General features: G+C 58.7%; 31 protein-coding genes. 5 read left to right on the top strand and 26 right to left on the bottom strand.

Annotated elements, in window-relative coordinates:
* The first annotated feature begins 61 nt into the window (after window positions 1-61).
* Window positions 62-475 (top strand): Hsp20/alpha crystallin family protein, encoded by a 414-nt coding sequence (locus tag K6T64_RS04015; RefSeq protein WP_288008668.1) that lies wholly within the window; start codon window positions 62-64, stop codon window positions 473-475.
* 94 nt (window positions 476-569) lie between these two features.
* Here K6T64_RS04015 and K6T64_RS04020 read toward each other — a convergent pair whose 3' ends face one another.
* A complete protein-coding gene (locus K6T64_RS04020; protein ID WP_288008670.1) occupies window positions 570-1,157 on the bottom strand; it encodes a helix-turn-helix domain-containing protein in 588 nt (195 codons plus the stop codon).
* Window positions 1,158-1,269: 112 nt separating this feature from the next.
* On the opposite strand from K6T64_RS04020, the gene K6T64_RS04025 reads away from it, so the two are divergent.
* On the top strand, window positions 1,270-1,590 hold the full coding sequence (locus K6T64_RS04025) for an AzlD domain-containing protein (RefSeq protein ID WP_288008671.1): 321 nt from the start codon (window positions 1,270-1,272) through the stop codon (window positions 1,588-1,590).
* A gap of 13 nt (window positions 1,591-1,603) precedes the next feature.
* Window positions 1,604-2,320, top strand: a complete 717-nt coding sequence (locus K6T64_RS04030) for an AzlC family ABC transporter permease (protein WP_100666582.1) — start codon at window positions 1,604-1,606, stop codon at window positions 2,318-2,320.
* 124 nt (window positions 2,321-2,444) lie between these two features.
* On the opposite strand, the gene glmS is transcribed toward K6T64_RS04030, so the two are convergent.
* From glmS to K6T64_RS04080, 10 genes are all read right to left on the bottom strand, one after another.
* Window positions 2,445-4,271, bottom strand: a complete 1,827-nt coding sequence (gene glmS / locus K6T64_RS04035; RefSeq protein WP_288008675.1) for a glutamine--fructose-6-phosphate transaminase (isomerizing) — start codon at window positions 4,269-4,271, stop codon at window positions 2,445-2,447.
* Between the two features lie 518 nt (window positions 4,272-4,789).
* Window positions 4,790-6,175, bottom strand: a complete 1,386-nt coding sequence (gene glmM, locus K6T64_RS04040) for a phosphoglucosamine mutase (RefSeq protein WP_288008677.1) — start codon at window positions 6,173-6,175, stop codon at window positions 4,790-4,792.
* Window positions 6,176-6,413: 238 nt separating this feature from the next.
* Window positions 6,414-7,409, bottom strand: coding sequence for an SLAC1 anion channel family protein (locus K6T64_RS04045; protein WP_288008678.1), 996 nt, complete (start codon window positions 7,407-7,409; stop codon window positions 6,414-6,416).
* 123 nt (window positions 7,410-7,532) lie between these two features.
* A complete protein-coding gene (locus K6T64_RS04050; RefSeq protein WP_288008679.1) occupies window positions 7,533-8,789 on the bottom strand; it encodes a CdaR family protein in 1,257 nt (418 codons plus the stop codon).
* On the bottom strand, window positions 8,786-9,607 hold the full coding sequence (cdaA, locus tag K6T64_RS04055; RefSeq protein WP_100666576.1) for a diadenylate cyclase CdaA: 822 nt from the start codon (window positions 9,605-9,607) through the stop codon (window positions 8,786-8,788). Before cdaA ends, K6T64_RS04050 begins: the two co-directional genes overlap by 4 nt.
* 154 nt (window positions 9,608-9,761) lie before the next feature.
* Window positions 9,762-10,934: a sulfate adenylyltransferase gene (gene sat / locus K6T64_RS04060; RefSeq protein ID WP_288008680.1), complete on the bottom strand. Its 1,173-nt coding sequence runs from the start codon at window positions 10,932-10,934 to the stop codon at window positions 9,762-9,764.
* Between the two features lie 13 nt (window positions 10,935-10,947).
* Window positions 10,948-11,709, bottom strand: a complete 762-nt coding sequence (locus K6T64_RS04065) for a sulfite exporter TauE/SafE family protein (protein WP_100666574.1) — start codon at window positions 11,707-11,709, stop codon at window positions 10,948-10,950.
* Window positions 11,710-11,734: 25 nt separating this feature from the next.
* Window positions 11,735-12,418, bottom strand: a complete 684-nt coding sequence (locus K6T64_RS04070; protein WP_288008720.1) for a phosphoadenylyl-sulfate reductase — start codon at window positions 12,416-12,418, stop codon at window positions 11,735-11,737.
* 265 nt (window positions 12,419-12,683) lie between these two features.
* Complete coding sequence (rocF, locus tag K6T64_RS04075) at window positions 12,684-13,595, bottom strand: arginase (RefSeq protein ID WP_197945522.1); 912 nt, start codon at window positions 13,593-13,595, stop codon at window positions 12,684-12,686.
* A gap of 9 nt (window positions 13,596-13,604) precedes the next feature.
* Window positions 13,605-14,198, bottom strand: coding sequence for a stage II sporulation protein M (locus K6T64_RS04080; RefSeq protein WP_157935326.1), 594 nt, complete (start codon window positions 14,196-14,198; stop codon window positions 13,605-13,607).
* Window positions 14,199-14,383: 185 nt separating this feature from the next.
* On the opposite strand from K6T64_RS04080, the gene pdaB reads away from it, so the two are divergent.
* The gene (gene pdaB, locus K6T64_RS04085) at window positions 14,384-15,136 is read left to right on the top strand and encodes a polysaccharide deacetylase family sporulation protein PdaB (protein ID WP_288008683.1); all 753 of its coding nucleotides are present in this window, start codon (window positions 14,384-14,386) and stop codon (window positions 15,134-15,136) included.
* A 49-nt stretch (window positions 15,137-15,185) separates the two neighbouring features.
* Here the strand turns inward: pdaB and K6T64_RS04090 are convergent, their stop codons facing one another.
* Window positions 15,186-15,776, bottom strand: coding sequence for a KinB-signaling pathway activation protein (locus tag K6T64_RS04090; protein WP_170084669.1), 591 nt, complete (start codon window positions 15,774-15,776; stop codon window positions 15,186-15,188).
* Window positions 15,777-15,868: 92 nt separating this feature from the next.
* Here K6T64_RS04090 and gerD point away from each other — a divergent pair, with 92 nt between their 5' ends.
* Window positions 15,869-16,546 carry a spore germination lipoprotein GerD gene (gerD, locus tag K6T64_RS04095; protein ID WP_170084668.1) on the top strand — a complete coding sequence of 226 codons (678 nt, stop codon included), beginning with the start codon at window positions 15,869-15,871 and terminating at the stop codon, window positions 16,544-16,546.
* A 106-nt stretch (window positions 16,547-16,652) separates the two neighbouring features.
* Here the strand turns inward: gerD and K6T64_RS04100 are convergent, their stop codons facing one another.
* The 14 genes from K6T64_RS04100 to K6T64_RS04165 all read right to left on the bottom strand — a co-directional run bounded on the left by K6T64_RS04100 (window position 16,653) and on the right by K6T64_RS04165 (window position 24,888).
* Complete coding sequence (locus K6T64_RS04100; RefSeq protein WP_288008685.1) at window positions 16,653-17,747, bottom strand: Mrp/NBP35 family ATP-binding protein; 1,095 nt, start codon at window positions 17,745-17,747, stop codon at window positions 16,653-16,655.
* 123 nt (window positions 17,748-17,870) lie between these two features.
* Window positions 17,871-18,263 (bottom strand): 30S ribosomal protein S9, encoded by a 393-nt coding sequence (rpsI, locus tag K6T64_RS04105; RefSeq protein WP_013074257.1) that lies wholly within the window; start codon window positions 18,261-18,263, stop codon window positions 17,871-17,873.
* A 5-nt stretch (window positions 18,264-18,268) separates the two neighbouring features.
* A complete protein-coding gene (gene rplM, locus K6T64_RS04110) occupies window positions 18,269-18,721 on the bottom strand; it encodes a 50S ribosomal protein L13 (RefSeq protein ID WP_100666567.1) in 453 nt (150 codons plus the stop codon).
* A 26-nt stretch (window positions 18,722-18,747) separates the two neighbouring features.
* Complete coding sequence (gene truA / locus K6T64_RS04115; protein WP_288008686.1) at window positions 18,748-19,581, bottom strand: tRNA pseudouridine(38-40) synthase TruA; 834 nt, start codon at window positions 19,579-19,581, stop codon at window positions 18,748-18,750.
* A 121-nt stretch (window positions 19,582-19,702) separates the two neighbouring features.
* A complete protein-coding gene (gene rplQ, locus K6T64_RS04120; protein ID WP_013074254.1) occupies window positions 19,703-20,068 on the bottom strand; it encodes a 50S ribosomal protein L17 in 366 nt (121 codons plus the stop codon).
* A 29-nt stretch (window positions 20,069-20,097) separates the two neighbouring features.
* Window positions 20,098-21,042, bottom strand: coding sequence for a DNA-directed RNA polymerase subunit alpha (locus K6T64_RS04125; RefSeq protein ID WP_100666565.1), 945 nt, complete (start codon window positions 21,040-21,042; stop codon window positions 20,098-20,100).
* Window positions 21,043-21,123: 81 nt separating this feature from the next.
* The gene (gene rpsD / locus K6T64_RS04130; RefSeq protein WP_100666564.1) at window positions 21,124-21,750 is read right to left on the bottom strand and encodes a 30S ribosomal protein S4; all 627 of its coding nucleotides are present in this window, start codon (window positions 21,748-21,750) and stop codon (window positions 21,124-21,126) included.
* A 57-nt stretch (window positions 21,751-21,807) separates the two neighbouring features.
* Window positions 21,808-22,215, bottom strand: coding sequence for a 30S ribosomal protein S11 (rpsK, locus tag K6T64_RS04135; RefSeq protein ID WP_013074251.1), 408 nt, complete (start codon window positions 22,213-22,215; stop codon window positions 21,808-21,810).
* A 35-nt stretch (window positions 22,216-22,250) separates the two neighbouring features.
* Window positions 22,251-22,619, bottom strand: coding sequence for a 30S ribosomal protein S13 (rpsM, locus tag K6T64_RS04140; protein ID WP_013074250.1), 369 nt, complete (start codon window positions 22,617-22,619; stop codon window positions 22,251-22,253).
* 89 nt (window positions 22,620-22,708) lie between these two features.
* The gene (rpmJ, locus tag K6T64_RS04145; RefSeq protein ID WP_013074249.1) at window positions 22,709-22,822 is read right to left on the bottom strand and encodes a 50S ribosomal protein L36; all 114 of its coding nucleotides are present in this window, start codon (window positions 22,820-22,822) and stop codon (window positions 22,709-22,711) included.
* A 101-nt stretch (window positions 22,823-22,923) separates the two neighbouring features.
* A complete protein-coding gene (gene infA / locus K6T64_RS04150; protein ID WP_013074248.1) occupies window positions 22,924-23,142 on the bottom strand; it encodes a translation initiation factor IF-1 in 219 nt (72 codons plus the stop codon).
* Entirely contained in the window at window positions 23,142-23,474 is a 333-nt protein-coding gene (locus tag K6T64_RS04155) for a KOW domain-containing RNA-binding protein (RefSeq protein ID WP_100669079.1), read from the bottom strand. The genes infA and K6T64_RS04155 overlap by 1 nt, the downstream gene beginning before the upstream one ends.
* A gap of 17 nt (window positions 23,475-23,491) precedes the next feature.
* Complete coding sequence (gene map / locus K6T64_RS04160) at window positions 23,492-24,238, bottom strand: type I methionyl aminopeptidase (protein ID WP_100666563.1); 747 nt, start codon at window positions 24,236-24,238, stop codon at window positions 23,492-23,494.
* Window positions 24,235-24,888, bottom strand: a complete 654-nt coding sequence (locus K6T64_RS04165; RefSeq protein ID WP_288008689.1) for an adenylate kinase — start codon at window positions 24,886-24,888, stop codon at window positions 24,235-24,237. Before K6T64_RS04165 ends, map begins: the two co-directional genes overlap by 4 nt.

Consider the following 24,888-nt stretch of genomic DNA (forward strand, 5'->3'; position numbering starts at 1 on the left):
GCTCAGATTGAGCCATAATAAAAAAGGAAAAACACTCCACCTGGGAAAGGGGAACCTGACCATGCGCTACTTGCCCGATTGGTTTCGCAAGGATCGCGACTTGAACAGCCTGTTTACCCTGCCCGCTTCGTTTCCGTCGTTTTTCGACCGTTCCTTTGCGGTGGATGTGAAGGATAAAGGGGACCATTTGGAGGTGGAGGCGGAACTCCCGGGATTGAAACGGGACCAGATCGAGGTGGAGGTCACGGAATCCGGGGTGGTCATCGCCGTGAAAGTCGAAGAGGAAACTGAGGAAAAGCACGAAAAGTATTACCGCCGAGAGCGCTCCTACGGGAAGACAGAGCGGTTTATCGCTTTCCCCGTCGAGGTGGACATCGACGAAGGCAAGGCCACCTATCGGGATGGCATCCTGCGCCTCACGTTCCCGAAGACGCATAAAGAAGGGGAGCGCGGGAAAAAGCTCGATATCGAATAATCATTCAAAACCCTGGACCCACTCCCGGGCGATCCGGGGGAACTTAACCGGCGCGGTATGTCCAAACCTGCACTCCTGCGGGTCTGGACATTTTTTATGGCCACGAAACACCGGGCAGACGCGGGTAGAGCAAAAAGATGAGACAAAGGCAGTCCTCCGTCCCGGGGTTTTTATATCGATGATCGAGATGGGCGACGAACCGGGCCGCGTCCCCTTCATCCAAGGAGTAGACCTTCTCCCCGACTTCCAGATCCATCCGGCCCTTTTGTACCCAGATGAGTTCTGTAACTCCGGCTCCATGGGCAGAAGCCCGGTGAGTGCAGCCTGGCGCTAAGAAAACATGAAATAGCTCGGCGGGCTGGGGATCAGCGGCGGTGACGAGACTGCGGACTACGTACCCGCCGTCGTCATCCTCCACTCCCGGCTGCCGGGACCGCGGGACGATGGCCACCCGGGGGTCATCCGGATCCTGAAGAAAAGTCGAAAAGGGGACCCCCAGCCCGGCGGCGATCTTCCACAGGGTCACCACGGTGGGATTCGACTCTCCCCGCTCAATTTGCCCGAGCATGGGTTTACTGACTCCGGTGACCGCCGCCATCTTGTCCAGGGTCCACCCCCGGTCCCTGCGCAGGGATCGAAGGATCTGCCCGATCCGCCGGGAGAGATCATCCGGCTCCAACATCCATGCCCCCTTCTGATGCACTTCCCGGCCGATTTTGCAGGGTTCTGTATGTTATAACGCTTACCGATATGATATACTACTCAGTAGCCATTTGGAAAGGGGGCGTAAAGGATTGTCCTCTCTGGTGGTTGAAACTCTGCTCATCGGTCTGGGAACCTATCTTCTCCGGGCCCTGTCCCTGGCATTGGGCGGACGGGCCCCTTGGCCCGACGGCGTCCGGCGATGGTTGTCTTTTGTCACCCCCGGAGTCCTGGGAGCGCTTCTCGGGCCCGTCCTCTTTCTTTCTGGCGATGGCAAAGTGGCGCTAGACCTGGCGAATCCGGCTTTAATCGCCGCCGTCCCCACCGCCTTGTTCGCCTGGTGGTCCCGGCGTCTGTTCCCCACGGTTGTCCTTGGCGTTCTGTGCTATACCGCAGCGATTTATTGGTTATGAGAGGAGAAGAAAAATGACCCGTTCGCCGATTCAAAGGGCTCTGTGCGACGCCATGCCCGTGGTCACGGCGTACTTTCCCATCGCCATGACTTTCGGCGTCCTCGCCGTCAACCAAGGGATACCGGGCTGGATCGCCTTACTCATCTCGGCCTGGGTATACGCCGGGGGCGCTCAGTTTATGCTGTTGAGTCTGGCACTATCGGGAAGCCCGGTCCTTGCCACGGTCCTGGCCATCCTTCTGGTGAATGCCCGACACGTTCTGTACGGGACCGCTTTGGGGCCGGCCTTCCGCCACTGGTCCGCAAAGGCGAGATGGCTTTCGGCCTTCGGGCTCACCGACGAGGTCTTTGCCCTCGCCGGGTCCCGGGTGCGGGAGAGCCCCCCCGAGCCCGGCCCACACCTCGCGCTGGTGTTCACCTGCTACTTGTCCTGGGTGGCAGGGACAGCCGCCGGCGCGTTGATCGGCGGGATGATTCCGGCTCACGTCTCCGAGGCTTTGAGGTTCGCCCTACCCGCCCTCTTTCTCGCACTGCTGTTTCTCAGCCGGCCATCCGGCGCCCACCTCGCGTCTGCTGGAATGGGGGCATTGGTCTCCACGGCAGCCAGTCTGTATCAATCGTCCACTCTGGGCATCGCCATCGGGGCAGTGATAGGCGCCACCGCGGGCGCCGGTGTGCAGGCTGCCGCAGACCGGCGTCGAGTTGTCGACGCACCGCGACCACGGCGATAAACCGGTAAAGCCAAGCATGGACCCAGGTAAAACCTCGGCCACGCTCGGCTTCTCGGAAAGTGATATTGTCCCAGGACGGGATTTTCGTTTGTACAGATAAAGGGACCGATCCTTCCAGCCCTTCTTATTCCACCGTCACACTCTTGGCGAGGTTGCGGGGTTTATCGACATCATTTCCCCGCTCAACAGCCGCGTAATAAGCGAGCAACTGCAGCGGTACCGCCACCACCGCCGGAGCCAGCCACGGACTGACCCGGGGCAGGTAGAGCACCTCGTCCGCCACCGAGGCCATTTCCTCGTCCCCCGTCCAGGTCAGGGCCAGCACGTGGGCATCCCTGGCCTTGACCTCCTTGATATTGCTCACCGTTTTCTCGTACAGGTGATCCTGGGTGGCCAAGGCGATCACCGGCACCCCTTCGGCGATCAGCGCCAGGGTGCCGTGCTTCAATTCACCCGCCGCGTAGGCTTCGGCGTGAATATACGAGATCTCTTTGAGCTTGAGAGCCCCTTCCAGGGCGGCCACGTAGTCGAGACCGCGGCCGATGAAAAACGCGCTCTCCTTCCGGGCGAACTGCTGGGCGAAGGCTTTCATCGCCGGGGCCGTGTCCAGCACCTTGGACACAGCATCCGGGAGATCCCGAAGACCCGCCAACACTTCCTCGATCGTGGCAGGGTCGGCCGCGCCCCGAAGCTGGGCCAGATAACACGCAAACAGATACAGTGCCACCAACTGGGTGGTGTAAGCTTTGGTCGACGCCACGGCAATCTCTGGCCCGGCCCAGGTGATGATGACATCATCCGCTTCCCGGGCCACGGAACTCCCCACCACGTTTGTCACGGCCACCACCCGGGCACCCCGGGCCTTGGCCTCCCGCAGGGCCGCCAAAGTATCTGCCGTTTCCCCGGACTGGCTGATGACCAGCACCAAAGTGTGATCCGTATAGATGGGATCCCGGTACCGATATTCAGAAGCCACCTCGACTTCCACGGGAATGCGGGTCAAGCGCTCCAGGATCTGCCTTCCCACCATCCCCGCGTGATAGGCGGTTCCGCAGGCCACGACATGAATGCGATCTATCCCGCGTGCCATCCCCAGGGCCCAGTCGAGTTCCGGCAAAACTGCCCGGTTGTCGTCGGACAGACGCCCCGTCAGGGTGTCTGCCACCGCTTTTGGCTGCTCATAAATCTCTTTGAGCATAAAATGCTCGTATCCGCCTTTTTCTGCCGCATCGACGTCCCAGGTCACTTTCAGAACTTCTTTGCTGACCGGGGTGCCGTCCAATCGATAACAGCGCACCGCCTTTGCGGTGATGTCCGCCACTTCTCCTTCTTCGAGCACATAGACATCCCGGGTGTAATTGAGAAGGGCGGGAATATCCGATGCGACAAAATTCTCTCCATCCCCGAGGCCCACGACCAAGGGACTGTGTTTGCGGACCGCCACCAGTCGGCCCGGCTCTTCGGCGCTCATCACGACTAGGGCGTAGGCCCCCCGCAGCTTCGCGGCAGCTTTGAACACCGTCCGCAACAAATCCCCATCATACAAGGATTCAACGAGGTGCGCCACCACTTCCGTATCCGTCTCTGAGCGAAACTTGTGACCGGCCTGTTGCAGCTCCTGCCGAAGGCGCAAGTAATTTTCAATAATCCCGTTGTGCACCACGACGAACCGGCCGGTGCAGTCGCCGTGGGGATGGGCATTGGCGTCCGATGGCCGTCCGTGGGTCGCCCACCGCGTATGACCGATGCCCAGAACACCGGGCAACCCGTGACCGTTTAACATGTTCTCCAAATTGGCCAACCGACCCAGCTTCTTTTTCACCCGGATGGTTTGGCCGTCAAATACGGCGATGCCCGCCGAATCATAGCCTCGATATTCCAATTTTTCCAATCCATGCAACAACACCTGCTGTGCCTGCCGTTCCCCGATATATCCAACAATCCCACACACCGGGAGCCCGTCCTCCTTTAGCCCCCGGATCTCCCTGGCGCGGGGCCGCCCCCGCCAGAGAATTCCCGGGGGCACCCGTCATTCGCGGCGCGAGATCATACCTGACCCGCACCCACACTTCCTGTTCGAAAGGTCTTTATTGCCTTTGTCGCCAAAGGTTTTTCCCCTTTCGTCACGGCGACAGGATACGCCGGGAGGCATCCGCCGAATGGTTCGATGAACCTCCCCCTCGTCAACTGTCCGCTTTCAACCCGTTCCCCGGACAGTCCAGGCGCTTTCACGTCAAGTCGAATCCTGTGGTTGACACTGTATCTGGCCAGAATTGATCCGGCCAGCGACTCCTCTCTCCCCATCTCCCACCCCCTTGGGCGGCCCCCCACCTGCCGTTGCAGGCGAGGCCTTTCAGGAGCCCTCGGAATCTCAATCAGCGCGCGGAAAAGCCGGGTCTCCCTCTACCACCTTATGCCCCGCGCCCGTTGGGCGTGCCACCGGGCTTATATTCAAACGAAAACCCGATATCACGGTGTGACCGGGCCGTCTCCGCTCCCCAACTCCCGCTGAATCACCTGGGCCAACCGATTCGCGGCGGCGTCCACCGCACCCGCATCCAGCCCTTCCACCATAATCCGCACCAAGGGCTCGGTTCCCGAGGGACGCACCAATACCCGCCCATCTCGGCCAAGCTGCTCTTGTACCCGGCGGATTTCCTCCCGAATGGAGACATTGCCCTCCAACTCATGCTTGTCCGCCACCCGCACATTCACCAGTTTTTGCGGGTAGGTGGTCATGACCTCTCTCAACTCGCTGAGCGGTCGGGCGGAAGCCACCATGGTGTCCACCAGTTGGAGGGCTGTGAGAATCCCGTCTCCGGTGGTGTTGTGGCGAAGAAAAATGATGTGACCCGACTGTTCACCTCCGAGGACATAGCCGCCCCGGACCATTTCCTCCATGACATAACGGTCCCCCACCGCCGTGCGTACCAAGGAAATGCCAGCCTGCTTCAGGGATTTCTCCAGGCCGACGTTACTCATCACCGTCGCCACCACGGTATCTCCGTCCAATTCCCCGTACTGTTTCAACCGCCTGGCGCAGATGGCGAGAATATGATCTCCGTCAATCCGCTCCCCTTTTTCATCCACGGCGATCAACCGGTCCGCATCGCCGTCAAAAGAAAGACCGACCTCCCCACCGTGGCGGAGAACCGCCTCCTGAATCACTTCTGGATGGGTGGAACCGCAGCCCACGTTGATGTTGTCGCCGGTGGGGCGATCATTGATAACCACCACCTCGGCGCCCAGCCGCCGAAACACTTCGGGGGCAATCCGGTAGGCAGCCCCGTAAGCACAATCCATGACCACTTTCAGCCCATCGAAGCGAGACCGGACCGTCTCGGTGAGGAATTCGACGTACTTGGCTACCTGATCTCGGCCGTCTACAATCCTGCCCACTCCGGTCCCAGCCGGGCGAGGAATCCGGCCCCAACCGTCACCTACCATCGCTGCCTCGATCGCATCTTCGACTTCATCCTGAAGTTTAAAGCCGTCTGAACCAAAAAACTTGATGCCATTATCCTCCACCGGATTGTGGGAGGCCGAAATCATCGCCCCCGCCGAACAGGACAAGGTACGGGTCAGGCGTGCCACGCCAGGGGTTGGCACGACGCCTAGGCGCAGGACCGAAACCCCCGCTGAGAGGATACCCGCAATAAGAGCCGATTCCAGAAGATCACCGGACGCCCGGGTATCCCTGCCCACGGCGATACGCTTGTCCTCATCGGCACCGTTGTCCTCCGACCCGAGAGCCAGCACGTAGGCCGCCGCACGGCCGAGGCGAAAAGCCAATTCCGGGGTCAGATCGGCATTGGCCACCCCTCGCACTCCGTCCGTCCCAAACAAACGTGCCAAAGTCCACTCCCCATTTCAGCCCTTTTTCCTCACAGGAACAGGTTCGACGAATGTTCAGCCCGGTCACAGTGGACCTTCGTGGGCTGAGGGTGCCTGGAATTCCAGCACCTCTTGCCTGAGTCTATCACAAGAACTACTGACGGCCAATACCCGCTCCGAGCACGTGGGTACAAGGGTACACCCGGCGACCCGATATGGAACCGGGAGGCCGCCCCGGATTCGGGCGGCCTCCCGATTGTCAATCTTCTTTCACACACAGTTCTCTCCGGAGAACTGTCCTAAGAGTCCGAAGGGTGAAATCAACCAAAAGAACCAACAGTACGGCCATTTGGGAGTAAGCCAAGTATTGGTACACCGCCCATCCCGTACCGTGATACATGACCACGGTGGCGATGGTGATGGCGGCAGACGGGAAAAGATACGCCCACCAAGAGAGGAAAAAAGGTAAGCGATAGAACAGGGGCAGCAGCACAATGAGTGTGAGACCGATGAAAAATGCAAAACCGTACAGCGTGCGGCCAAAAGGATCAAGTTGACCAGTCAATTTGAAGTAACTGACAACCCCCACGGCCGGAGGCGCCATGAGGATGAAAAATGTCGGCAAAAGCTTCACAGGTAAAGGACGGTGGAAAAATATTCGGTAGAAAAAGATCGTGGTGTAGACGACGCTCATCACCATCCCCGTGCCAAAATAAAACCAGTTGACCTCGATAGGGGCACAGTTAACGCCGGCGATTGGAGCAACGAGATTCCCGACGACGGGAATAAACCAAGCCGGATTATAATGATTGATCTCGAAGTGAGTCTGGACAATCACTTTTCTGATCACTGCCAAGGTGATCAGCATGTGTAAAGGGGCCCCGATCCACCATAAAATCTCTGCCACTTGAGGCGACGGGCCCCCGTATGCGACTGCCAACAACATGAAGCTGATGGAAACCGCCCCAAAAAAATTCATGCGAACCGGATGATCGAAATCTCGGCGTACTTCATCCGGATAGACCCCTAAACGGTACAATAACAGAAAAACCTGACCGACAAGAAAAATAGTGGTCAACGCCAACAGAGTCCTAGACAGGTACGGTGGGAACGACAGCAGGGGCTCAATCTGCATGGCGGCAATCGTAGTCCCCGAAAAACCCATGATGCTGGCAAATAGCGAAACAGGAAAATACCGTATACCCCGAGGACGGCCGGTCACCTTCGATAATGCTGCCGTTTCAGTCGCGGACATGGATCAATCCCTTCCTTAAACTGTCTTGTGATTTTGCTTTGTGCATATGCACAGTATAAAAGCAGCAAAAAAAAGGGGTCAAGCCCCTTTTTGCATCATGAAAGTACAGATTGATGACACCCCTCAACCACTTCCGCCCCCCGCGGATTGTGCGGGTGGGGGAGCGGTGATCGTCACTTGAACGGACGGAACGTCAGCCAAAGTCGCCCAGGGGGGCGCCTTCACCGCCACCGGGAGTCTATAAGTTCCCGGCCCCTGTCCCGTCACATCCACTGTCGCGGTTAAATCAGAAGCATGCATGGCCGCGATGTGGGAGGTGGAGCCGCTGATCGTCACACTCACCTCCGGGGGATTCACCGTCGCCTGGGCGCCGGCTTCAAGCCCCACCACTCGAACAGGAACCCGGGCCGCCTTCGTGGTCTTCCCCGGTACCACATGTACAGCCACTTGAATCGTCTCGGGTTGGATCGCCCGAACTCCGTCCGGAACGCGTAAATGAACGATAAAGGTGCGGTCTCCGGTCGTGCCCGACAAGTCGACCATGCCCGTCACCTGGTCGATCCTCGACAAAACATCGGGAGGACCCGTTACTGTCACCTTACTCGGCTGCACTGACCACGACTCTACGGCCAAGTCTCCGGCGGGGGCATTACGTAATTCCACGGTTACGGGCACGACCTTACTTTGGGCGTCCACCGCCACCGCCAGATCCACACTATCGGGTTCAATCCGTAAACCTGTGATCGAATGCCCCTGCGAATCTACCGCCGCCACCGGGACGCGGCCCTTAACGGGTTGATCTGCACCGTCTACCGACACTTGCGCCACCACCGCAGCCACCCGGTTGACTTCCTCCGCCGGACCGGAAACGGTGACCTGGGCGGGGGACGATGACATTGTTCCCACCGCGAAGCCGGATTTTGGCGTTCCGGTGGTACGCACGGTGACCTGAATCTGCCGGGAAGCCGCCCGCTCCAGGCGAACGGTGGCATATACCGGGTCATAGATAATCCCCGAAGGGACATTTTCCAACTGGACCGGCAGTTCGTACACCCCTGCCCCCAAACCCCGGGCATCGACAAAAGCCCGAATCCCGCCGAGCAGGGGGGACATCAGGTCCAAGCGGGTTCCCCGGAGGGTCAGGTCCACCTGAGGCTGCCCCCCCACGGCCACCACGACACCCTCATCGTACAGCACCTGCACCGCGACCCCATGAATCACCTTCGCCGAGGGGGCGAGAACAGAGCTGGGAGTGTCGGTGGTGCCGGCCCCCGCCACAAACCACAGCAACACGGCGAGCACAAAGGCGATCAATTTTGGAACCGCATTTTCCCGGTTCCACATTCGGGCCAGTCTTCCCATCGGCCCGCCCTTTCTCATGCCGATGACCTCCTATGAAAAAACGAAAAACTCCCCCGTTGGGGCGCCAGCATCGTGCCAAGCATCTCCCGAAGCGCTTGCTCATCTAAATCGCGGTTCAATTGACCTTCGGCAGCCAGGGAGATCTGGCCCGTCTCTTCAGATACCACCACCGCCACCGCATCCGAATGCTCGGACAAGCCCACGGCTGCGCGGTGGCGGGTTCCGAGTTGTTTATCGATGGTCCGACTGTCCGAAAGGGGAAGGACACACCCCGCGGCCGCGATCCGACCTTGGCGGACCACCACGGCCCCGTCGTGAAGGGGGGTGTTTGGGATAAAAATGTTCACCAGAAGTTCCGCGCTGACTTCCGCATCAATCGCGATCCCTGTTTCCACGTAGTCGCTCAGACCCGTCTCCCGTTCCAGAGCAATGAGCGCCCCTATGCGGTTTTTCGCCAGCACCTGCGCCGCCCGGGTCAATTCGGTCACAATCTTGTCCACGTCCCGATCGCTGCTTGCCATCTGCAGTGACCAGGAGAACAAACGGCCGCGTCCCAACTGTTCCAGTGCCCGGCGCAATTCCGGTTGAAACACAACGGGAATTGCGAACAGCCCGATCGTCAAGGCCTTGTCCAACAGCCAGCTCATAGCCCGCAGGTGAAGATAGTTGCTCAGCCCCGTGGCGATGAGAATGACCACAATGCCCTTGAGCAGCTGCACGGCCCGGGTTCCCCGGATGAGGAGAATCATCCGATACAGGACATAGGTGACCAGCAGGATGTCCAATAAATCCGTCAGGATATTAAAATGGCTCAGTAGGTTCCATAACCGGTCCATGCAGCACACCCATCGTCAATTCGTCCATATTTCTAGTATTCGCTTTTCCAGGTCCGTTTCCTCTCCCCAGCCAACAAAAATACAGGCCGTCCTTCTTCTGCCAAGGAAGGCGGCCTCATGGAGTGATTTTAAAGAAGACATCGGCCGAAGTCGTTTACCGGTCGGTCGACCCGACTTTTTCCCGCAAACCTTCCTGCAGGATTCGGGCCACCTCGGGCCGGGTGAACTCGGGGGGCGGCAAGAGGCCTTCCCGCAGTAGCTCCCGGACCCGGGTGCCAGATAAGACGACGCGGTCTTCCGGGGCATGGGGGCAGGTCTTGGTTGAGGCCATCCCTTCACACCGGCGGCAAAAGAATGCGTGCTCGAAAAACAGCGGGATGATTCCCAGTTCTTCGGGTTTAAACTGTGTAAAAATCCGTTGAGCGTCATAGGGCCCGTAGTAGTTCCCGACGCCGGCGTGGTCCCGCCCGACGATAAAATGCGAGCAGCCGAAATTCTTTCTGACCAAGGCGTGAAAAATCGCCTCCCGGGGCCCAGCGTAGCGCATGGCGGCCGGAAAAACGCCGAGTATCACCCGCCCGGCCGGGTAATAGCGGTCCAGCAGTACTTCATAGCTCCGAAGCCGTACCTCTGCAGGCACGTCGTCCGCTTTGGTCTCCCCGACAAGGGGATGAAGAAACAGCCCATCCACCATTTCAAGAGCGCATTTTTGAATGTATTCGTGGGCTCGATGTATCGGATTTCGGGTTTGAAAACCCACCACCGTCCTCCAACCGCGACGGCGAAAGGTTTCCCGGGACTCCTGCGGCCGGAGCCAGTAACGGGAAAACACGGTCCGATCCCGCTGTCGGCACATCCAAACCGGCCCTCCGATCCGCCATCCGGGCCGCTGATACAACCTGGCCACCCCTGGGTGAGCGGCCTCGGACGTGCCATACACGTGTTCCGCCTCCACCCGGGAATCCACGGGATACAGGTCCTGGACCACCATCCACCCGTACAGAAGACCATCTCGACCTGTTAAAGCCACGCGTTCCCCCGCGTGAATCCGCCTGGCGAAATCTTCGTCGACCGCCAGAGTCACGGGCAAACTCCAGACCGTGCCGTCCTGCAGGCGCATCTCGGCCACCACCCGCTCATAATCCGCTCGAACCATAAAACCGGTCAAAGGAGAATAGGCACCCACCGCGATCAATTCCAGGTCGGCCAGAGATTCCTCAGGAAGAGTCACAGTTTTGCCCGACAGCAGCTCTCGCTCCCACTCTGGTGAAGAATCCACTGTTCGATCGACCAGTTGCCCACCGTGAGGCGCCACCAATGTCGTCACGGTCATCGCTCCTTTACAACAATTTCAACCCCGAGACCGCCAGCATGACGGTCAGCCCGAGGCGCACGATCCGGTCGGGAACTCGCTTGGACAATCGACTGCCGAGTACGATGCCCGGTAAAGAGCCGAGGAGCAACCAACCCACCAAGGGCAGATCCACCGTCCCGGCGGCAAAATGCACCAAACCCGCCACTGCACTCACAAGAAATGCGTGGGCGATATCGGTGCCGACCAGCCTGGATGCGGATACCGGATAAAGGAAGGTCAAAAGCGCAATAAACAATGACCCGCTCCCCACCGAAGTCAGGCCGACAATCCCCCCGCCCACCACACCGAGCGTGACCAGCTTCCAGGCCGCCGGTCGGGACATCTCTCCACTGCCCCCACCAGGACCCGGGATGGCTGCCCGAAGAAGGAGCACGGCACTCACAACCAAAAACGCAACCCCGAGAACCCGACTCATTATTCCCTCAAAACCGGGGCCAAACCATCCGTGAAAGATTTGGACACCCACTGCCCCGGCCACTGCCCCCGGCACGCTCCCCGCCGCCAAAACCTTAACCACCCGAAGATCCACTGTGCCCTGGCGCCAATGTTGCCACGCCCCCACAAATTTGGTGATCGATGCATAGACGAGGTCTGTCCCCACCGCCACCGAAGGGTGAACACCGAAAAGGAGGATCAACATCGGGGTCATGAGGAACCCTCCCCCCATGCCCGTAAAGCCGATGAGTAAACCCACCGCAAGCCCGCCGAGGGAAATCTCCAGACCCACTGCCAGCCCTCCCTTCCGATTCGAGCTATCCGTGAAGTCCACATTCTGTCTTGTCGAAGCCGGCCCATCGACCGGCCCGGGGATCTTCCCCCGGCCGCACCGGACGTGTGCACGGGGCGCAGCCAATGCTCGGATATCCGCGATCGTGCAAAGAATTGTACGGGACCTCGTGTGTATGCACGTAATTCCACACCTGCCGGCTGTCCCATCCGGCCAGGGGATTCACTTTGATCAGCCCGAACTTACGGTCCACTTCGACGACTTTGGCTCCGGCCCGGGTCGGGGATTGTTCCCGACGAATCCCCGTCACCCAGGCATCTTGTTCCGCCAAGACGTCGCGGAGGGGCTCAACTTTGCGCAGTCGGCAGCACGTATTGGGGTCCCGGGTCCAAAGCGCCTCGCCGTATTTGGCCGCTTGTTGGTGCAGATCAAGTTGAGGAGTTACCCGCCGGAGGTTCGGCCGGTACCGGTCCACGACGCGATCTCGGACCTCATAAGTTTCCGGGAACAACAGCCCCGTATCCAAATAAAAAATTTGGACATGGGGGAGAATTCTTGTCGCCATATCCACCAGTACCACGTCTTCGACTCCAAAGCTGCAAGCCAACGCAATGCGGGGAGAGAACCGCTCCAGGGCCCACTCCAGAATCTCTTCGGGCGGGCAGCCCTCCAGACCTTCCGCCCAAGCCTCCACTTCCTCCGGGCTCATAACGGGAACACGGGTCACATGCTCCACGATCGCACCTCCATTTCGAATGATCTGCGATTCTGACCGGCTTTACCACGATACGGGCACGGGCCCAGGATTGTGCCTGCCCTTTGCTCAATTCCATTATCCAAATAACAAATATGTTTAATTGGAATATGGGGATATAATAACCCTACTATTTAAATCAAGTCAATAGGATTTCCGCTGGCAAAAGCAAAAAAAATACACCGGCAGTCTCACCGGTGACCTCTCTCTCCCTTTTCGCTTAAGAATCCGGCAGGATCTTCTTCCCCAGAGCCGAGCACAACAGGTCCACCGCCATCTCGGCCGTCCGGTTGGCGACATCCAAGATCGGGTTGACCTCCACCACGTCGACGGAACACAAGACTCCCGCTTCGGCGAGAAGTTCCATGGCCAGGTGTCCTTCTCGGTAGGTGATCCCTCCCCGCACGGGCGTGCCCACCCCCGGGGCGGTCATGGGATCCAGGGCATCCAAATCCAAACTCAGATGAACCCCGTCCACGCCCTGGGACGCGATCCGGATCGCCTCTTCCATCACCGCTCCAATGCCCTGCCGATCGATCTCATGCATGGTGAACACGCGCAGCCCCGACTCCCGAATCAAACGCGCCTCACCTTCATCGATAGACCGGGCGCCAACAAGAACCACATTTTCCGGTCGAACCTTCGGGGCAAACCCCGCCACCCGGGTCAATCCGGGGTGCCCGATCCCCAGAGACGCCGCCAGGGGCATTCCGTGGATATTGCCGGAGGGAGTGGTTTCCTGGGTATTCATATCCCCATGGGCGTCGAACCAGATCACCCCGACCCGCGCTTTGGCCAATGCCACGCCGGCCAGAGAACCGATGGCCAAGCTGTGATCTCCGCCGAGGATCACGGGCATCGACCCGCGTTTTAGGACTTCCGAAACCCTGGCTGCAATCTCCTCGCTGACACGTTCAATTTCCGGAAGATATTTCAACTTCGGATCTTGGATTTCCTTGGCCTCGGGTTCCGGCACCGGCACGTTGCCGAGATCCTGTACCTCAAACCCGAGGGCCCTCACCCGGTCCTGAAGACCTGCATACCGAATGGCACTGGGCCCCATGTCCACCCCTCGGCGTCCCTGCCCTAGATCCAACGGAACGCCGAGGACCTCGATTCTGGCCACCGTCATCCCCCCGCTCTAGCCCTGCAACACGTAGCGGCTCAACAGATACGGCGTCACGGTGCCTTCCACCACGGCGGCGACTGCCAACATCGCCACCGCCACCCCAGCGGCCCGAAACGCATCTCTCCATCCCTGAAAAAACGCCTCTCTTCGAGTGTACCCATTAGTCGGGCGCCACCATCCCCAGCCCAATTTTAATCCGAAGGCCGCAGCGATCAAAAACGCAGGGATCTCAAAAATCCCGTGGGGCAGGATCCCGTACAGCAAGACGGACCCGACAGGCACCCCCTGATGATGGAGCATCGCCAAGACGAACCCGATCAAAGCCCCATTGCCAAAAACGCCAACGATGGCAGGGATTCCGGCGACAATCCCCGTCAGCAGAAAAAATATGGCCACTTTGGCGTTATTGAGAAAAATCACCATGACCGTGTAGGCCGGGTTGTTGACCGCCCGCACCTGCACTGCCAGGTCCCGGATCTGGGTCAGTTGCGACATGAGAACTTGTCGCAAGGAATCAGATGCCAGGTATCCCGTCGCCATCCCGACTGCAAAAATCACCGCCGCCGTCCACAGGTATCTTCGATTGATCCAAATCCACCGCCCCATGGGTTCACCCCCGTTGCAATCTCCCGTCCCGTGCTGCGTCCTTTCGAGGTCAGGCGGCCGCTGCCCTGCCGGAATCCCCAATGAGGTCCGGCGCATGAGGGCTTAATCTCTTATCCATGCTATACCTTGTGCACAAAGCATACCCATATGTACAAACTGTAGACGGTGCAAAGGAGGGACAAGCGATGTTCGTCATCTGGCGCGCGCGGACGTTGACACAGATCCTCATCGCCGCCGCCACGGTCGTACTCTTCATGGCCATATTTTACTGGCAGAACGGAGCCATCGCGACATTGGTTGGCCAACAGTCGCCGTCCGCCATCTACAAAGTGGATACCAACCGAAGAATCGTAGCCCTGACCTTCGACATCAGTTGGGGAGATCAAATGGCTCCCAAAGTATTACATGTGTTGAAAAACAAAGGTGTGACAAAAGCAACATTTTTCCTCTCCGGGCCTTGGACCCTACAAAAATCAGAGATCGCCAAGCAGATTCGGGACATGGGTTATGAAATCGGCAGCCATGGCTACAAACATGACAATTTTACCGAACACAGCAATGACTGGATCCGCAGTCAAGTCACTAAGGCGGAGCAGGCGATCTATGACGTTACAGGGGTCAAAACTCGCTTGATCCGCACCCCGAACGGTGATTTTGATAAACGGGTTTTGCGCACCCTTCACGACATGGGTTATACGGTGATCCAATGGCACACCGACTCGTTGGACTGGAAGAACCCAGGAGTCGGCGCGATCACCCAACGGGTCTTAACACGGGCGGTACCCGGCGACATCATCTTGTTGCACGCCAGTGACACTTGCAAACAGACCGACCAGGCACTTCCGGCCATCATCGACGGCCTACGACAAAAAGGATTCGAGTTTGTCACCGTTTCGGAGCTGCTTCAGGAGGCTTCGCCCAAAAGCAAACTTGAGTAAGCCCCAAGCCAGGAACAAACCGGGCCGCAGGGGCCCGGCGTCCGAAACGTTACCGAGGATCCGGCTGGATATCCCGTCGCCCGTTCTTGGAAGGGGCGGCGGGATGTGCAGTGAGGCGGCGCAGGACGAATAGCAAGTACGTATTGCACACCAGAAGAATGATGCCGATCTGGAGAGTCGGCATTCCCGTCCCCGCTTTCAACGCCGGAAACCACTCCACAACGGTAAATACGAACAGATAAAAGAAGCCGGGGATAAACGCCCGGATTCCCGATATAAAGGCCCGAACTCCGGCCGCCACCAAAGCCCAAATCAAAGGAAAAAGGGCGTAAGTGACATAAGGTGTCCATCCTCCCGCTCCCCCGGCTGCCAGGTAGCGGGCATAGACCAGATCCACCGCGACAACCGCCACAAGGAAGAGCTGGACGGCATTCCAAAAAGCCCGGGGAAGAAAGCCTTGAATCAGGTAATTCAACGTTAAATAAGCCCACAGCCCCATGAGGCTGGTCGCGCTGATAAACCCCCCGACAATCGCCCCATGCAGCGGGTCGATGTTGGTTACAAGAGCAGCAATTGCCCCCGCGAACACGCCCAGAATCACTGTGGTGCCGATGAGAAAAAACAATCTTTGAAGATTCACAGCCGCATCCTCTTTCTTCCCAGCAAAGTCTCGAATAACGACCGTTTGCCCGCCCATATTACAACTGATGACCGGAGGGAGGTGAACGGTCGATGAGACGCAGGTGGCGATGGATGTTCCTTCTGGGCCTGTGTGCCGCAACCCTGGCCGGAGGATGTGCACGATCGTCCGGTCCTCAGCCCCAGCAGGGACAGCCCCCTTATCAAGAAACCAAGAGTATGGTGCTGGATATTCTCCACTCTAAGGAAGGAATGGATACCCTGCGCCAAACGGTTCAGAGCCAAGAATTCAAACGCTCTCTGATCCTGTCCGATTCCGATATGCAAAAAGCCCTCACCACCGCCCTTACCCAGGGCGAGAACAAAAACTTGCTGCAACAACAACTTCAGCAACCCCAGTTCGCAAAAGCTTTGGCTGACGCCTTGAAGGAGCAAAATCGCCAGTTGTTGAAAGATCTCATGAAAGACCCCGAATACCAGCAGATGATGCTCGATTTGATGAAAAGCCCGGACTTTCAAAAGCAAATCCTGAGCCTCATGTCTTCCCCGCCTTACCGCCAGCAAACCATGAAGGTGATGCAGGAGGCCCTTCAGAATCCGAGTTTTCGACTGCTTTTTACGGATAGCCTGAAACAGGCCGTACGGGAAGTAGGTCCTCAGGCCGGGCAAGGCAAACAAGGGGGACAGGGCGGCCAGCAACAAGGAGGCGGACAATCCTCCGGGGGCGGCGGGGATCAGGATCAGCAAAGTCAAGATATGGGCGGAGGGTAAACCGGGCGGCCCCAGGAAGCAGGCACGGCCCAGCCCCCCGCGTGGCGGCCCTTCCTGTCTGCCTGATGGGATGCCCCCCTCCGCGCCTTGTCCAAGACGGCTCGCTTCAACCGGCTAACCCGGCGGACACCAGCCCCCCCACAATCTTCGCCAAATCGTCGAAAGCCTGGCCCGCGGGGGTATCGGGCTCGTAAAGGCCGGTCTCCCCAAGGGTTTCTGGCTGTAGCGGGATCTGGGCCAGCACCTTGACCTTAAGCTCGTCCGCTACCCGCTGGCCTCCGCCCCGGCCAAAAAGTTCATCCCGGCCACCGCAATGGGGGCACACCCGATAGGCCATGTTCTCCACAACGCCCAGAATTTCGTGGCCGGTCTTTTTCGCCATCATGCCGGCCCGCACGGCCACGTCTGCGGCGTTGCGTTGCGGAGTGGTCACGATCAACTCCCCGGCTTTGGGCAACAATTGATGGACATCCAAGGCGACATCGCCAGTGCCGGGAGGAAGATCAAGCAGCATAACGTCCAGGTCCCCCCAGTGGACTTCGGCAAAGAAATTTCGCAGCATCTTGCCCAGCATCGGTCCGCGCCAGATCACGGGGGTATTGTCTGGGACAAAAAAGTTCATCGACATAATCTTGACACCCTCAGCCTGGACCGGCATGATCAACTCATCGATCACGGTCGGTTTTCGATCTGCCGCTCCAAACAGGCCCGGAATGCTGAACCCGTAGATATCTGCGTCGATTACGCCCACCCGGTAACCGTCCCGGGCCAAGGCGAGGGCGAGGTTCGCCGTCACCGTGGATTTTCCAACTCCACCTTTGCCACTGGTAACCGCCACAAAACGGGTCTGTACATTGGGCCGCAATAAGGGCGGTACACCTTCAACCCCCTGGGACTGTTCAGCCCCGGTGCCCCCTTGGAGCACATCCCGGAACCGGGCCCGCTCCTCGCCGGTCATCGTCGCCAGAATCACTCGACAATCGGTCACCCCCGGCAGGTTGCGAACCGCCTTTTCCACTTCATCTTGAATCACCGTATGCAAAGGACACCCTTTAATCGTTAACGCCACTTCAACAGTGACGAATCCGCCGTCAATCTCCACTTTTCGAACCATCCCGAGGTCGACAATGCTGCGATGCGCTTCCGGATCTTGGATGGGCCGCAGCGCATCAAGCACCGTCTTCTCTGTCAGTGCAGCCATGGCTCTCGCCCTCCTTTAGGGCATTGTACCCCACTGCTTCAGGAAAAGACAACGACAACAAGAATGCTCTGCCTTTCGCCGCAAAAAAGAGCCCGTGACGCTTCGGCGCCGACGGGCTTGTGGTTAACGTTTGGAGAACTGGGGAGCGCGGCGGGCTTTTTTCAACCCGTACTTCTTGCGCTCCTTCATGCGGGGATCCCGGGTCAACAATCCCGCCCTTTTCAGCGGCGTGCGAAGGTCGGGATCGACTTTCAGAAGGGCTCGGGCAATGCCGTGACGGATGGCCCCGGCCTGACCGGAGATCCCGCCGCCTTTTACATTCACGTGAACGTCGTAGCGGTTCAGGCTGTCCGTGAGAATTAGCGGTTGTTTTACCATTAATTTCAACGTTTCAAGACCAAAATACTCTTCCAATGGCCGGCGGTTGATCAGAATCTGCCCATCCCCAGGGTAAAGCCGCACCCGGGCGACAGACTCCTTCCGTCTCCCGGTTCCCCAATATTGCACCTGTGCCATAAGCGTCACTTCCCTCCTCTCACCGTTCCGGGCTGCCACGGAACGGGCTGCTGGGCTTCGTGGGGATGCTCCGGACCGGCGTACACTTTCAATTTCTTCAACTGACTTCGGCCCAACGGATTGTGTGGCAACATGCCTTTTACGGCGTAATACAGAATGCGTTCGGGATATCGGGCAAGGACGTCCTTGGCCCGCATCTCTTTCAACCCGCCGGGATAGCCGGAATGCCGCCGATACAGTTTATCCGTCCACTTTTTACCCGTAAACACGACTTTATCCGCGTTGATGACAACAACGTGATCTCCCGTGTCCACGTGAGGCGTATACTCGGGCTTGTGCTTTCCGCGCAGAATGACGGCAATCTCCGAGGCCAAACGGCCTACCGTCTGCCCGGTCGCGTCAATCACGTACCACCGGCGTTTCACGTCCTCCTTTTTCTGCATGAATGTCGTTTGCATGAACTGTTTCCCTCCGCCCTATCATTTCAACCCTCGTGGTTCCATGGGCCGAAAACTCCATGCTCATTGTACTGAGCTGCCGCAGTCAAGTCAAGAAAACCGCTCCAAGCTCGGGTGAAATCGCCCGTCTCATAGTACACGTCCCACAAGGTCAGCCCTTTCGCAGGGGCCGTCACTCCCGCCGCCCGACGATCCCGGGCGGCCAAAATCCCGGAGATAGACTCTACCGATCGCTTCCCGAGCCCCACCTCCACCAGGGTTCCGACCAGGATGCGGACCATCTGGTACAGAAAGCCGTTGCCAAACACGTAAAGGTGGACAAAAGGCGGCTCCTCGGCCAGGCGGATGGCGTATACCGTCCGCACCTTGTTCTGTACCGGAGTGCTGGCGGCGCAAAAGCTGGTATAATCGTGAGTCCCTGCAACCGCGAGGGCCGCCCGGCGCATCGACCCCAGATCCATCTGAGTCGGTACGTGCCACGTATAGCGACGAAGAAACACTGAGGGATACACCCCTTGATCCAGGGTGTAACGATAGCATTTGCCCACTGCGGAAAAACGCGGGTGAAAAGACTCCGGCGCCGGTTCAAGATTGGATACCACCAGATCTTCCGGTAGCCGCCGAAGCAAAACCCGCTCTAATCGCTGCCAGGGAATCGGTCCCGGCCACTCGAAGGCGACCACCTGTCCCCGGGCGTGCACTCCGGCATCTGTCCGCCCCGCCCCGGCAATCGAAATCTCCCGGCCGGCCAACTCCCTTAAGGCCCCTTCCAGCACCCCCTGAACTGTTCTCAGGCCGGGTTGACGCTGGAATCCGTGATAATCGGTCCCATCGTAAGCCACCTTCGCCTTAACGTACACCGCCGCGCCCCTTTCCTAGCCGATGGGCCTGGAGCGTCCGGGTATCTCTCCCAAAGCATACGGAAAACGAGGCTTGCCCCCGGAGGACAAACCTCGCCCGCGCGGTTGTTGTCAGACACAATTATTCCACCAGTTCAAGGTAAACCATGGGCGCAGCGTCCCCCCGGCGCGGACCCAGCTTCAGGATGCGGGTGTAGCCGCCGTTACGTTCCTGGTACCGGGGTGCAATCTCGCTGAACAACTTTTGCACCACATCCTGATTCGTGTCTTCGTCTGCCGTCTCTTTATAGACGAAAGCCGCCACCTGGCGCCGGGCGTGAAGATCCCCCCGTTTTGCCAAGGTGATCATTTTCTCCGCCACTTTGCGCACTTCTTTCGCCTTTGCTTCAGTGGTGCGAATGCGCTCATACATGAACAAATCTGTGACCAGGCTGCGGAAAAGCGCTTTGCGTGCTGACGAGTATCTTCCCAGCTTTCGATACGACACCGGTACTCCCTCCCTTCTTTCTGCCGACCTTATTCTTCTTTGCGTAAGGCCAAGCCCAACTCGGCCAGTTTCTCTTGAACCTCTTCCAGGGACTTTCGGCCGAGATTGCGGACTTTCATCATTTCCTCTTCGGTTTTCGAGCACAATTCGGCCACGGTGTTAATTCCCGCCCGTTTGAGACAGTTGTAGGAACGGACTGAGAGGTCCAGCTCCTCGATAGTCATGTCGAGCACCTTTTCCCGGCGCTGCTCGTCCCGTTCCACCAACACATCGCCGGCCCGGGGCTGATCGGTGAGGCCGAGAAACAAGGTGAGGTGCTCGGTGAGGATCCGGGCCCCGTAACTGACCGCCTCGTCAGGTCGAATACTTCCGTCCGTCCACACTTCAAAGGTCAATTTATCATAATCGGTCACCTGGCCGACCCGGGTGTTTTCGATACTGTAATTCACCCGACTGATCGGAGTAAAAATCGAATCCATGGGAATGACGCCGATCGGCTGCTCCTCGTTTTTGTTCCGGTCCGCCGGTACATAACCCCGCCCCCGGGCGGCTTTAATCTCGGCGTACAGCCGCGCCCCTTCCGCCAAAGTGGCGATATGCAAATCGGGGTTGAGGATGTCCACATCCGAATCGGCTTGAATGTCCCCGGCCTTGATTTCCCCCTCGCCTTCGGCGTCGATGATGAGGGTTTTCTCCTCATCCGAATGGATCCTCAAGGCCAGGTGTTTCAAGTTCAGAATGATCTCCGTCGTGTCCTCCACAACCCCGGGAATGGTCGAAAATTCGTGGAGTACCCCGTCGATCTTGACCGACGTACAGGCAGCCCCGGGTAACGACGACAACAGGATGCGCCGCAAAGCGTTGCCCAAGGTGGTACCGTAGCCACGCTCAAGCGGCTCGATCACAAACTTGCCGTAGGTCCCGGACTCGTTGATCTCGACCGTTTCCAATCGCGGCTTTTCCATTTCGATCATCCACGTGACCCTCCTTCTCGACCATCTCGACAGTCCGGTTCGCGGCGATCGGCCGAGAGCCGGGTGGAACTTTACCCGGCATTACCGCGAGTACAACTCGACGATCATCTGCTCCTGTACCGGCGTGTCAATCTCGTCTCGGGTGGGGATACGGAGGACCTTTCCGGAAGCCGTGGCTGAATCCCGATCGAGCCACGCAGGTACCGCCCTGCTGTCGGCGGTCTCTACCAGCTCTTTGAGCCGCGGGGATTCCAGGCTCTTTTCCCTCACGGCCACAACGTCCCCTTCTTTCAGTTGGTACGAAGGAATGTCCACCCGGCGCCCGTTCACCGTAAAATGACCGTGACGCACCAACTGCCTTGCCTCAGCCCGGGAGGCAGCGTACCCCAACCGGTACACGACATTATCGAGGCGCCGCTCGAGCAACTGGAGGAGCACCTCACCGGTGACCCCGTGTTGCCGGTTCGCCTCTTCATAGTAATGTCGGAACTGTTTCTCCAGCACACCGTAAGTCCGGCGAGCTTTTTGTTTTTCCCGCAGTTGAATGCCGTATTCGGACTGTTTCCGGCGGCCCTGGCCATGCTGACCAGGCGCGTACCCGCGCCGGTCAATGGCGCATTTGTCGGAATAGCAGCGCTCGCCCTTTAGATAGAGCTTGACGCCCTCCCGCCGGCACAGTCGACAAACCGGACCGGTATATCTTGCCATTCTAGTATAGACACCTCCTGATCATTTGTATACTCAAGGAATTGTTCCGTACCCCAATCAGACGCGCCGGCGCTTTGGCGGACGGCAGCCGTTGTGCGGAATGGGAGTCACGTCCTTGATCAGGCTCACTTCCAAGCCCGCCGCTTGCAGCGACCGAATCGCCGCTTCCCGTCCCGCTCCCGGTCCCTTGACATAGACCTCCACCGTTCGCATCCCGTGCTCCATAGCCTTCCGGGCAGCAGAATCAGCGGCCATCTGGGCAGCAAAGGGCGTGCTTTTCCGAGAGCCCTTGAATCCGACGTTCCCGGCGCTGGCCCAGGAAATGGCATTTCCTGCACCATCGGTAATGGTGACGATGGTATTGTTAAACGTGGACCGAATATGGGCGATGCCCGCTTCGATGTTCTTTCGGTCCCGGCGTTTCATGCGAGTGGCGGTGGCCGCCCGGCGTTTCGGTTTTGCCATAGAGTCCCGTCCTCCTTTCATCTAGATCCTGCACTTTATTTTTTCTTCCCGGCCACCGTGCGGCGCGGCCCCTTGCGTGTGCGGGCGTTCGTTTTCGTCCTTTGTCCGCGCACCGGCAACCCCCGGCGGTGCCGCAGCCCGCGGTAGCAGCCGATTTCGGTCAGGCGCTTGATGTTCATCGCCACGTCCCGGCGAAGGTCTCCTTCGACTTTCAGGTTCCTGTCGATGTATTCCCGAAGCCGCGCCACCTCTTCATCGGTGAGATCCCGGACTCGGGTATCGGGGTTCACCCCTGTTTCCCGCAGAATTCGATTCGACATTGGACGGCCAATGCCGTATATATACGTCAGGCCGATCTCCACCCGTTTTTCCCGCGGAAGATCCACACCAGCGATTCGTGCCATAGGTTACACCTCCTCGAGTTCATTGGAATTAGTGAGAGATGCCCACATCCCGGGCTCGTACACCCACGGCCCGGAGGCCGAGCCCCCGATCAACCCTGGCGCTGCTTATGCTTGGGATTCTCACAGATGACCATCACGACGCCTTTGCGCCGAATCACCTTGCATTTTTCACAGATCGGTTTTACAGACGGACGAACTTTCACGGTGCTCCCTCCTTCCGCCGCCGGGCGCCCATGCATCCTCCGGGCGCCGGATTCCCCGGGCGCCCTGTGAGCGCATTCGTCCGGACAGTCGTTGAGACCTGTCACTTATAGCGATACGTGATGCGACCGCGAGTCAAGTCGTAAGGCGACAACTCCACCGTCACGCGATCCCCGGGGAGAATACGGATGTAATGCATCCGGATCTTCCCCGACACATGGGCCAAGATCTTGTGCCCGTTTTGCAGCTCGACCCGGAACATCGCGTTGGGCAAGGGCTCGATCACAGTGCCCTCGACCTCAATGACGTCCTCTTTGGCCATCAATCCACTCCCCTTTCTGCGTCTCCGCCGTCTTCTCTGGCATCCTTTGACTGTTCTTGGTGAAAGGTACGAAGGCTGTATCTCAGGTCGGCGTCGGTCACCTTTCCCATTGTATGAAGCCGTTCCAGGACCTTCCCAGCGCGTTTGCCCGTAGGCCGGACATGGAGGACATTTTTCTTTTTCGGTCGCTCCACCGTTCGACCTTCCCCGTCTGCCAGCCAGACCCACCGGTCTTCAGACCGATCGATCACAACCATATATCGACCGGCCTCTCGTCCTTGCCGCACTTCAACGATTTCGCCGATCTCAGGCGTGGGGTGCACTCTCGCCATCTCCGGCACCACCTCGCTCACAGCCGGGTCAGAATTTCCGGTTCCCCTTCGGTAATCGCGACGGTATGTTCAAAATGAGCCGCCAGCGAACCGTCCACCGTCACCACCGTCCAGTTATCGGGCAGGGTTTTTACGTGGTAGGAACCGGCGTTGACCATCGGTTCGATGGCGAGGACCATACCGGGTTTGAGTCTGGGGCCGTGGCCGGGCGGCCCGAAATTCGGGATTTGCGGATCTTCGTGCATCTCTTGACCCACCCCGTGTCCCACGTAATCGCGCACCACGGAGAATCCGTGTTGTTCGACATAAACTTGAACGGCATGGGAAATGTCCGAAAGGCGGTTGCCGACCACCGCCTTTTCGATCCCTTTGTACAGGGACGCTTCGGTGACGTCGAGTAGGCGCCTTGCCTCTTCGCTGATTGAACCGACAGGCACAGTGATTGCCGCGTCACCATGGTAACCGTGATACTGGGCACCGATGTCGATACTGACGATATCGCCTTCCACCAGTTTCCGGTCGCCAGGAATACCGTGAACCAATTCTTCATTTACAGAGGCGCAGATCGAAGCCGGGTAGCCGTGATAGCCTTTAAAGGACGGGATCGCCCCGTTTCTGCGAATCACGTGCTCGGCGATGCGGTCCAGTTCCCGGGTGGTGATCCCAGGTTCCACCGCTTGCGCCGTCTCTTTCAGGGCCAGGGCGACAATCCGCCCCGCTTCCCTCATCCATTCCAGTTCCGCCTTCGACTTGCTCACAATCATGACGGTCGACCTCGCAGAATCTCTTGGATTTGCTGGTAGACTTCGTCGATAGGCCTCTCGCCTTCCACACGTCGGACAAGGCCCTTGGTCTCATAATAATCGAGGAGCGCATCCACTTGGCGAAGGTTCACATCCAGGCGTTTCCCCACCGTTTCCGGGGTATCGTCGCTGCGTTGATAAAGTTCCCCTCCGCATACATCGCAGATCCCCTCCCGTTTTGGGGGGCGGAAAGCGATGTGGTAGCTGGCGCCACACTGCCGACACACCCGCCGACCGGTGAGGCGCTCCACCAGAGCCTCCCGGGAGACCTCGATGTAGATGACGTGGTCTAACGTTGTCGCCAGGGAGTCAAGAATGTCATCCAACGCCCGGGCCTGGGGAACGGTTCTGGGGAAGCCATCCAGTAGAAAACCTTTCTGGTAGTCGGGCTTCGACAAAGTTTCTCGCACGATGCCGATGGTCACATCATCAGGCACCAATTGCCCTTGATCCATATATTGTTTAGCTTTCAACCCCAATTCGGTTCCCTCGGCCACAGCCGCCCGGAACATGTCCCCGGTGGACAGATGAGCGATCCCATAACCCTCCACAATCCGGGCGGCCTGGGTTCCTTTCCCGGCCCCGGGCAACCCGATGAACACGATCCGCAT

The organism is Kyrpidia sp. (genome assembly GCF_023512215.1).
Lineage (GTDB): Bacteria > Bacillota > Bacilli > Kyrpidiales > Kyrpidiaceae > Kyrpidia > Kyrpidia spormannii.

Coding starts and splice junctions, on each gene's coding strand:
- K6T64_RS04015 (WP_288008668.1), top strand. CDS start 62: ATGCGCTACTTGCCCGATTGGTTTCGCAAGGATCGCGACTTGAACAGC.
- K6T64_RS04020 (WP_288008670.1), bottom strand. CDS start 1,157: ATGTTGGAGCCGGATGATCTCTCCCGGCGGATCGGGCAGATCCTTCGA.
- K6T64_RS04030 (WP_100666582.1), top strand. CDS start 1,604: ATGACCCGTTCGCCGATTCAAAGGGCTCTGTGCGACGCCATGCCCGTG.
- K6T64_RS04045 (WP_288008678.1), bottom strand. CDS start 7,409: ATGTCCGCGACTGAAACGGCAGCATTATCGAAGGTGACCGGCCGTCCT.
- K6T64_RS04050 (WP_288008679.1), bottom strand. CDS start 8,789: ATGAGAAAGGGCGGGCCGATGGGAAGACTGGCCCGAATGTGGAACCGG.
- cdaA (WP_100666576.1), bottom strand. CDS start 9,607: ATGGACCGGTTATGGAACCTACTGAGCCATTTTAATATCCTGACGGAT.
- K6T64_RS04070 (WP_288008720.1), bottom strand. CDS start 12,418: ATGAGCCCGGAGGAAGTGGAGGCTTGGGCGGAAGGTCTGGAGGGCTGC.
- rocF (WP_197945522.1), bottom strand. CDS start 13,595: ATGACGGTGGCCAGAATCGAGGTCCTCGGCGTTCCGTTGGATCTAGGG.
- K6T64_RS04080 (WP_157935326.1), bottom strand. CDS start 14,198: ATGGGGCGGTGGATTTGGATCAATCGAAGATACCTGTGGACGGCGGCG.
- pdaB (WP_288008683.1), top strand. CDS start 14,384: ATGTTCGTCATCTGGCGCGCGCGGACGTTGACACAGATCCTCATCGCC.
- gerD (WP_170084668.1), top strand. CDS start 15,869: ATGAGACGCAGGTGGCGATGGATGTTCCTTCTGGGCCTGTGTGCCGCA.
- K6T64_RS04100 (WP_288008685.1), bottom strand. CDS start 17,747: ATGGCTGCACTGACAGAGAAGACGGTGCTTGATGCGCTGCGGCCCATC.
- rpsI (WP_013074257.1), bottom strand. CDS start 18,263: ATGGCACAGGTGCAATATTGGGGAACCGGGAGACGGAAGGAGTCTGTC.
- rplM (WP_100666567.1), bottom strand. CDS start 18,721: ATGCAAACGACATTCATGCAGAAAAAGGAGGACGTGAAACGCCGGTGG.
- K6T64_RS04125 (WP_100666565.1), bottom strand. CDS start 21,042: ATGATCGAAATGGAAAAGCCGCGATTGGAAACGGTCGAGATCAACGAG.
- rpsD (WP_100666564.1), bottom strand. CDS start 21,750: ATGGCAAGATATACCGGTCCGGTTTGTCGACTGTGCCGGCGGGAGGGC.
- rpsK (WP_013074251.1), bottom strand. CDS start 22,215: ATGGCAAAACCGAAACGCCGGGCGGCCACCGCCACTCGCATGAAACGC.
- rpsM (WP_013074250.1), bottom strand. CDS start 22,619: ATGGCACGAATCGCTGGTGTGGATCTTCCGCGGGAAAAACGGGTGGAG.
- infA (WP_013074248.1), bottom strand. CDS start 23,142: ATGGCCAAAGAGGACGTCATTGAGGTCGAGGGCACTGTGATCGAGCCC.
- K6T64_RS04155 (WP_100669079.1), bottom strand. CDS start 23,474: ATGGCGAGAGTGCACCCCACGCCTGAGATCGGCGAAATCGTTGAAGTG.
- map (WP_100666563.1), bottom strand. CDS start 24,238: ATGATTGTGAGCAAGTCGAAGGCGGAACTGGAATGGATGAGGGAAGCG.
- K6T64_RS04165 (WP_288008689.1), bottom strand. CDS start 24,888: ATGCGGATCGTGTTCATCGGGTTGCCCGGGGCCGGGAAAGGAACCCAG.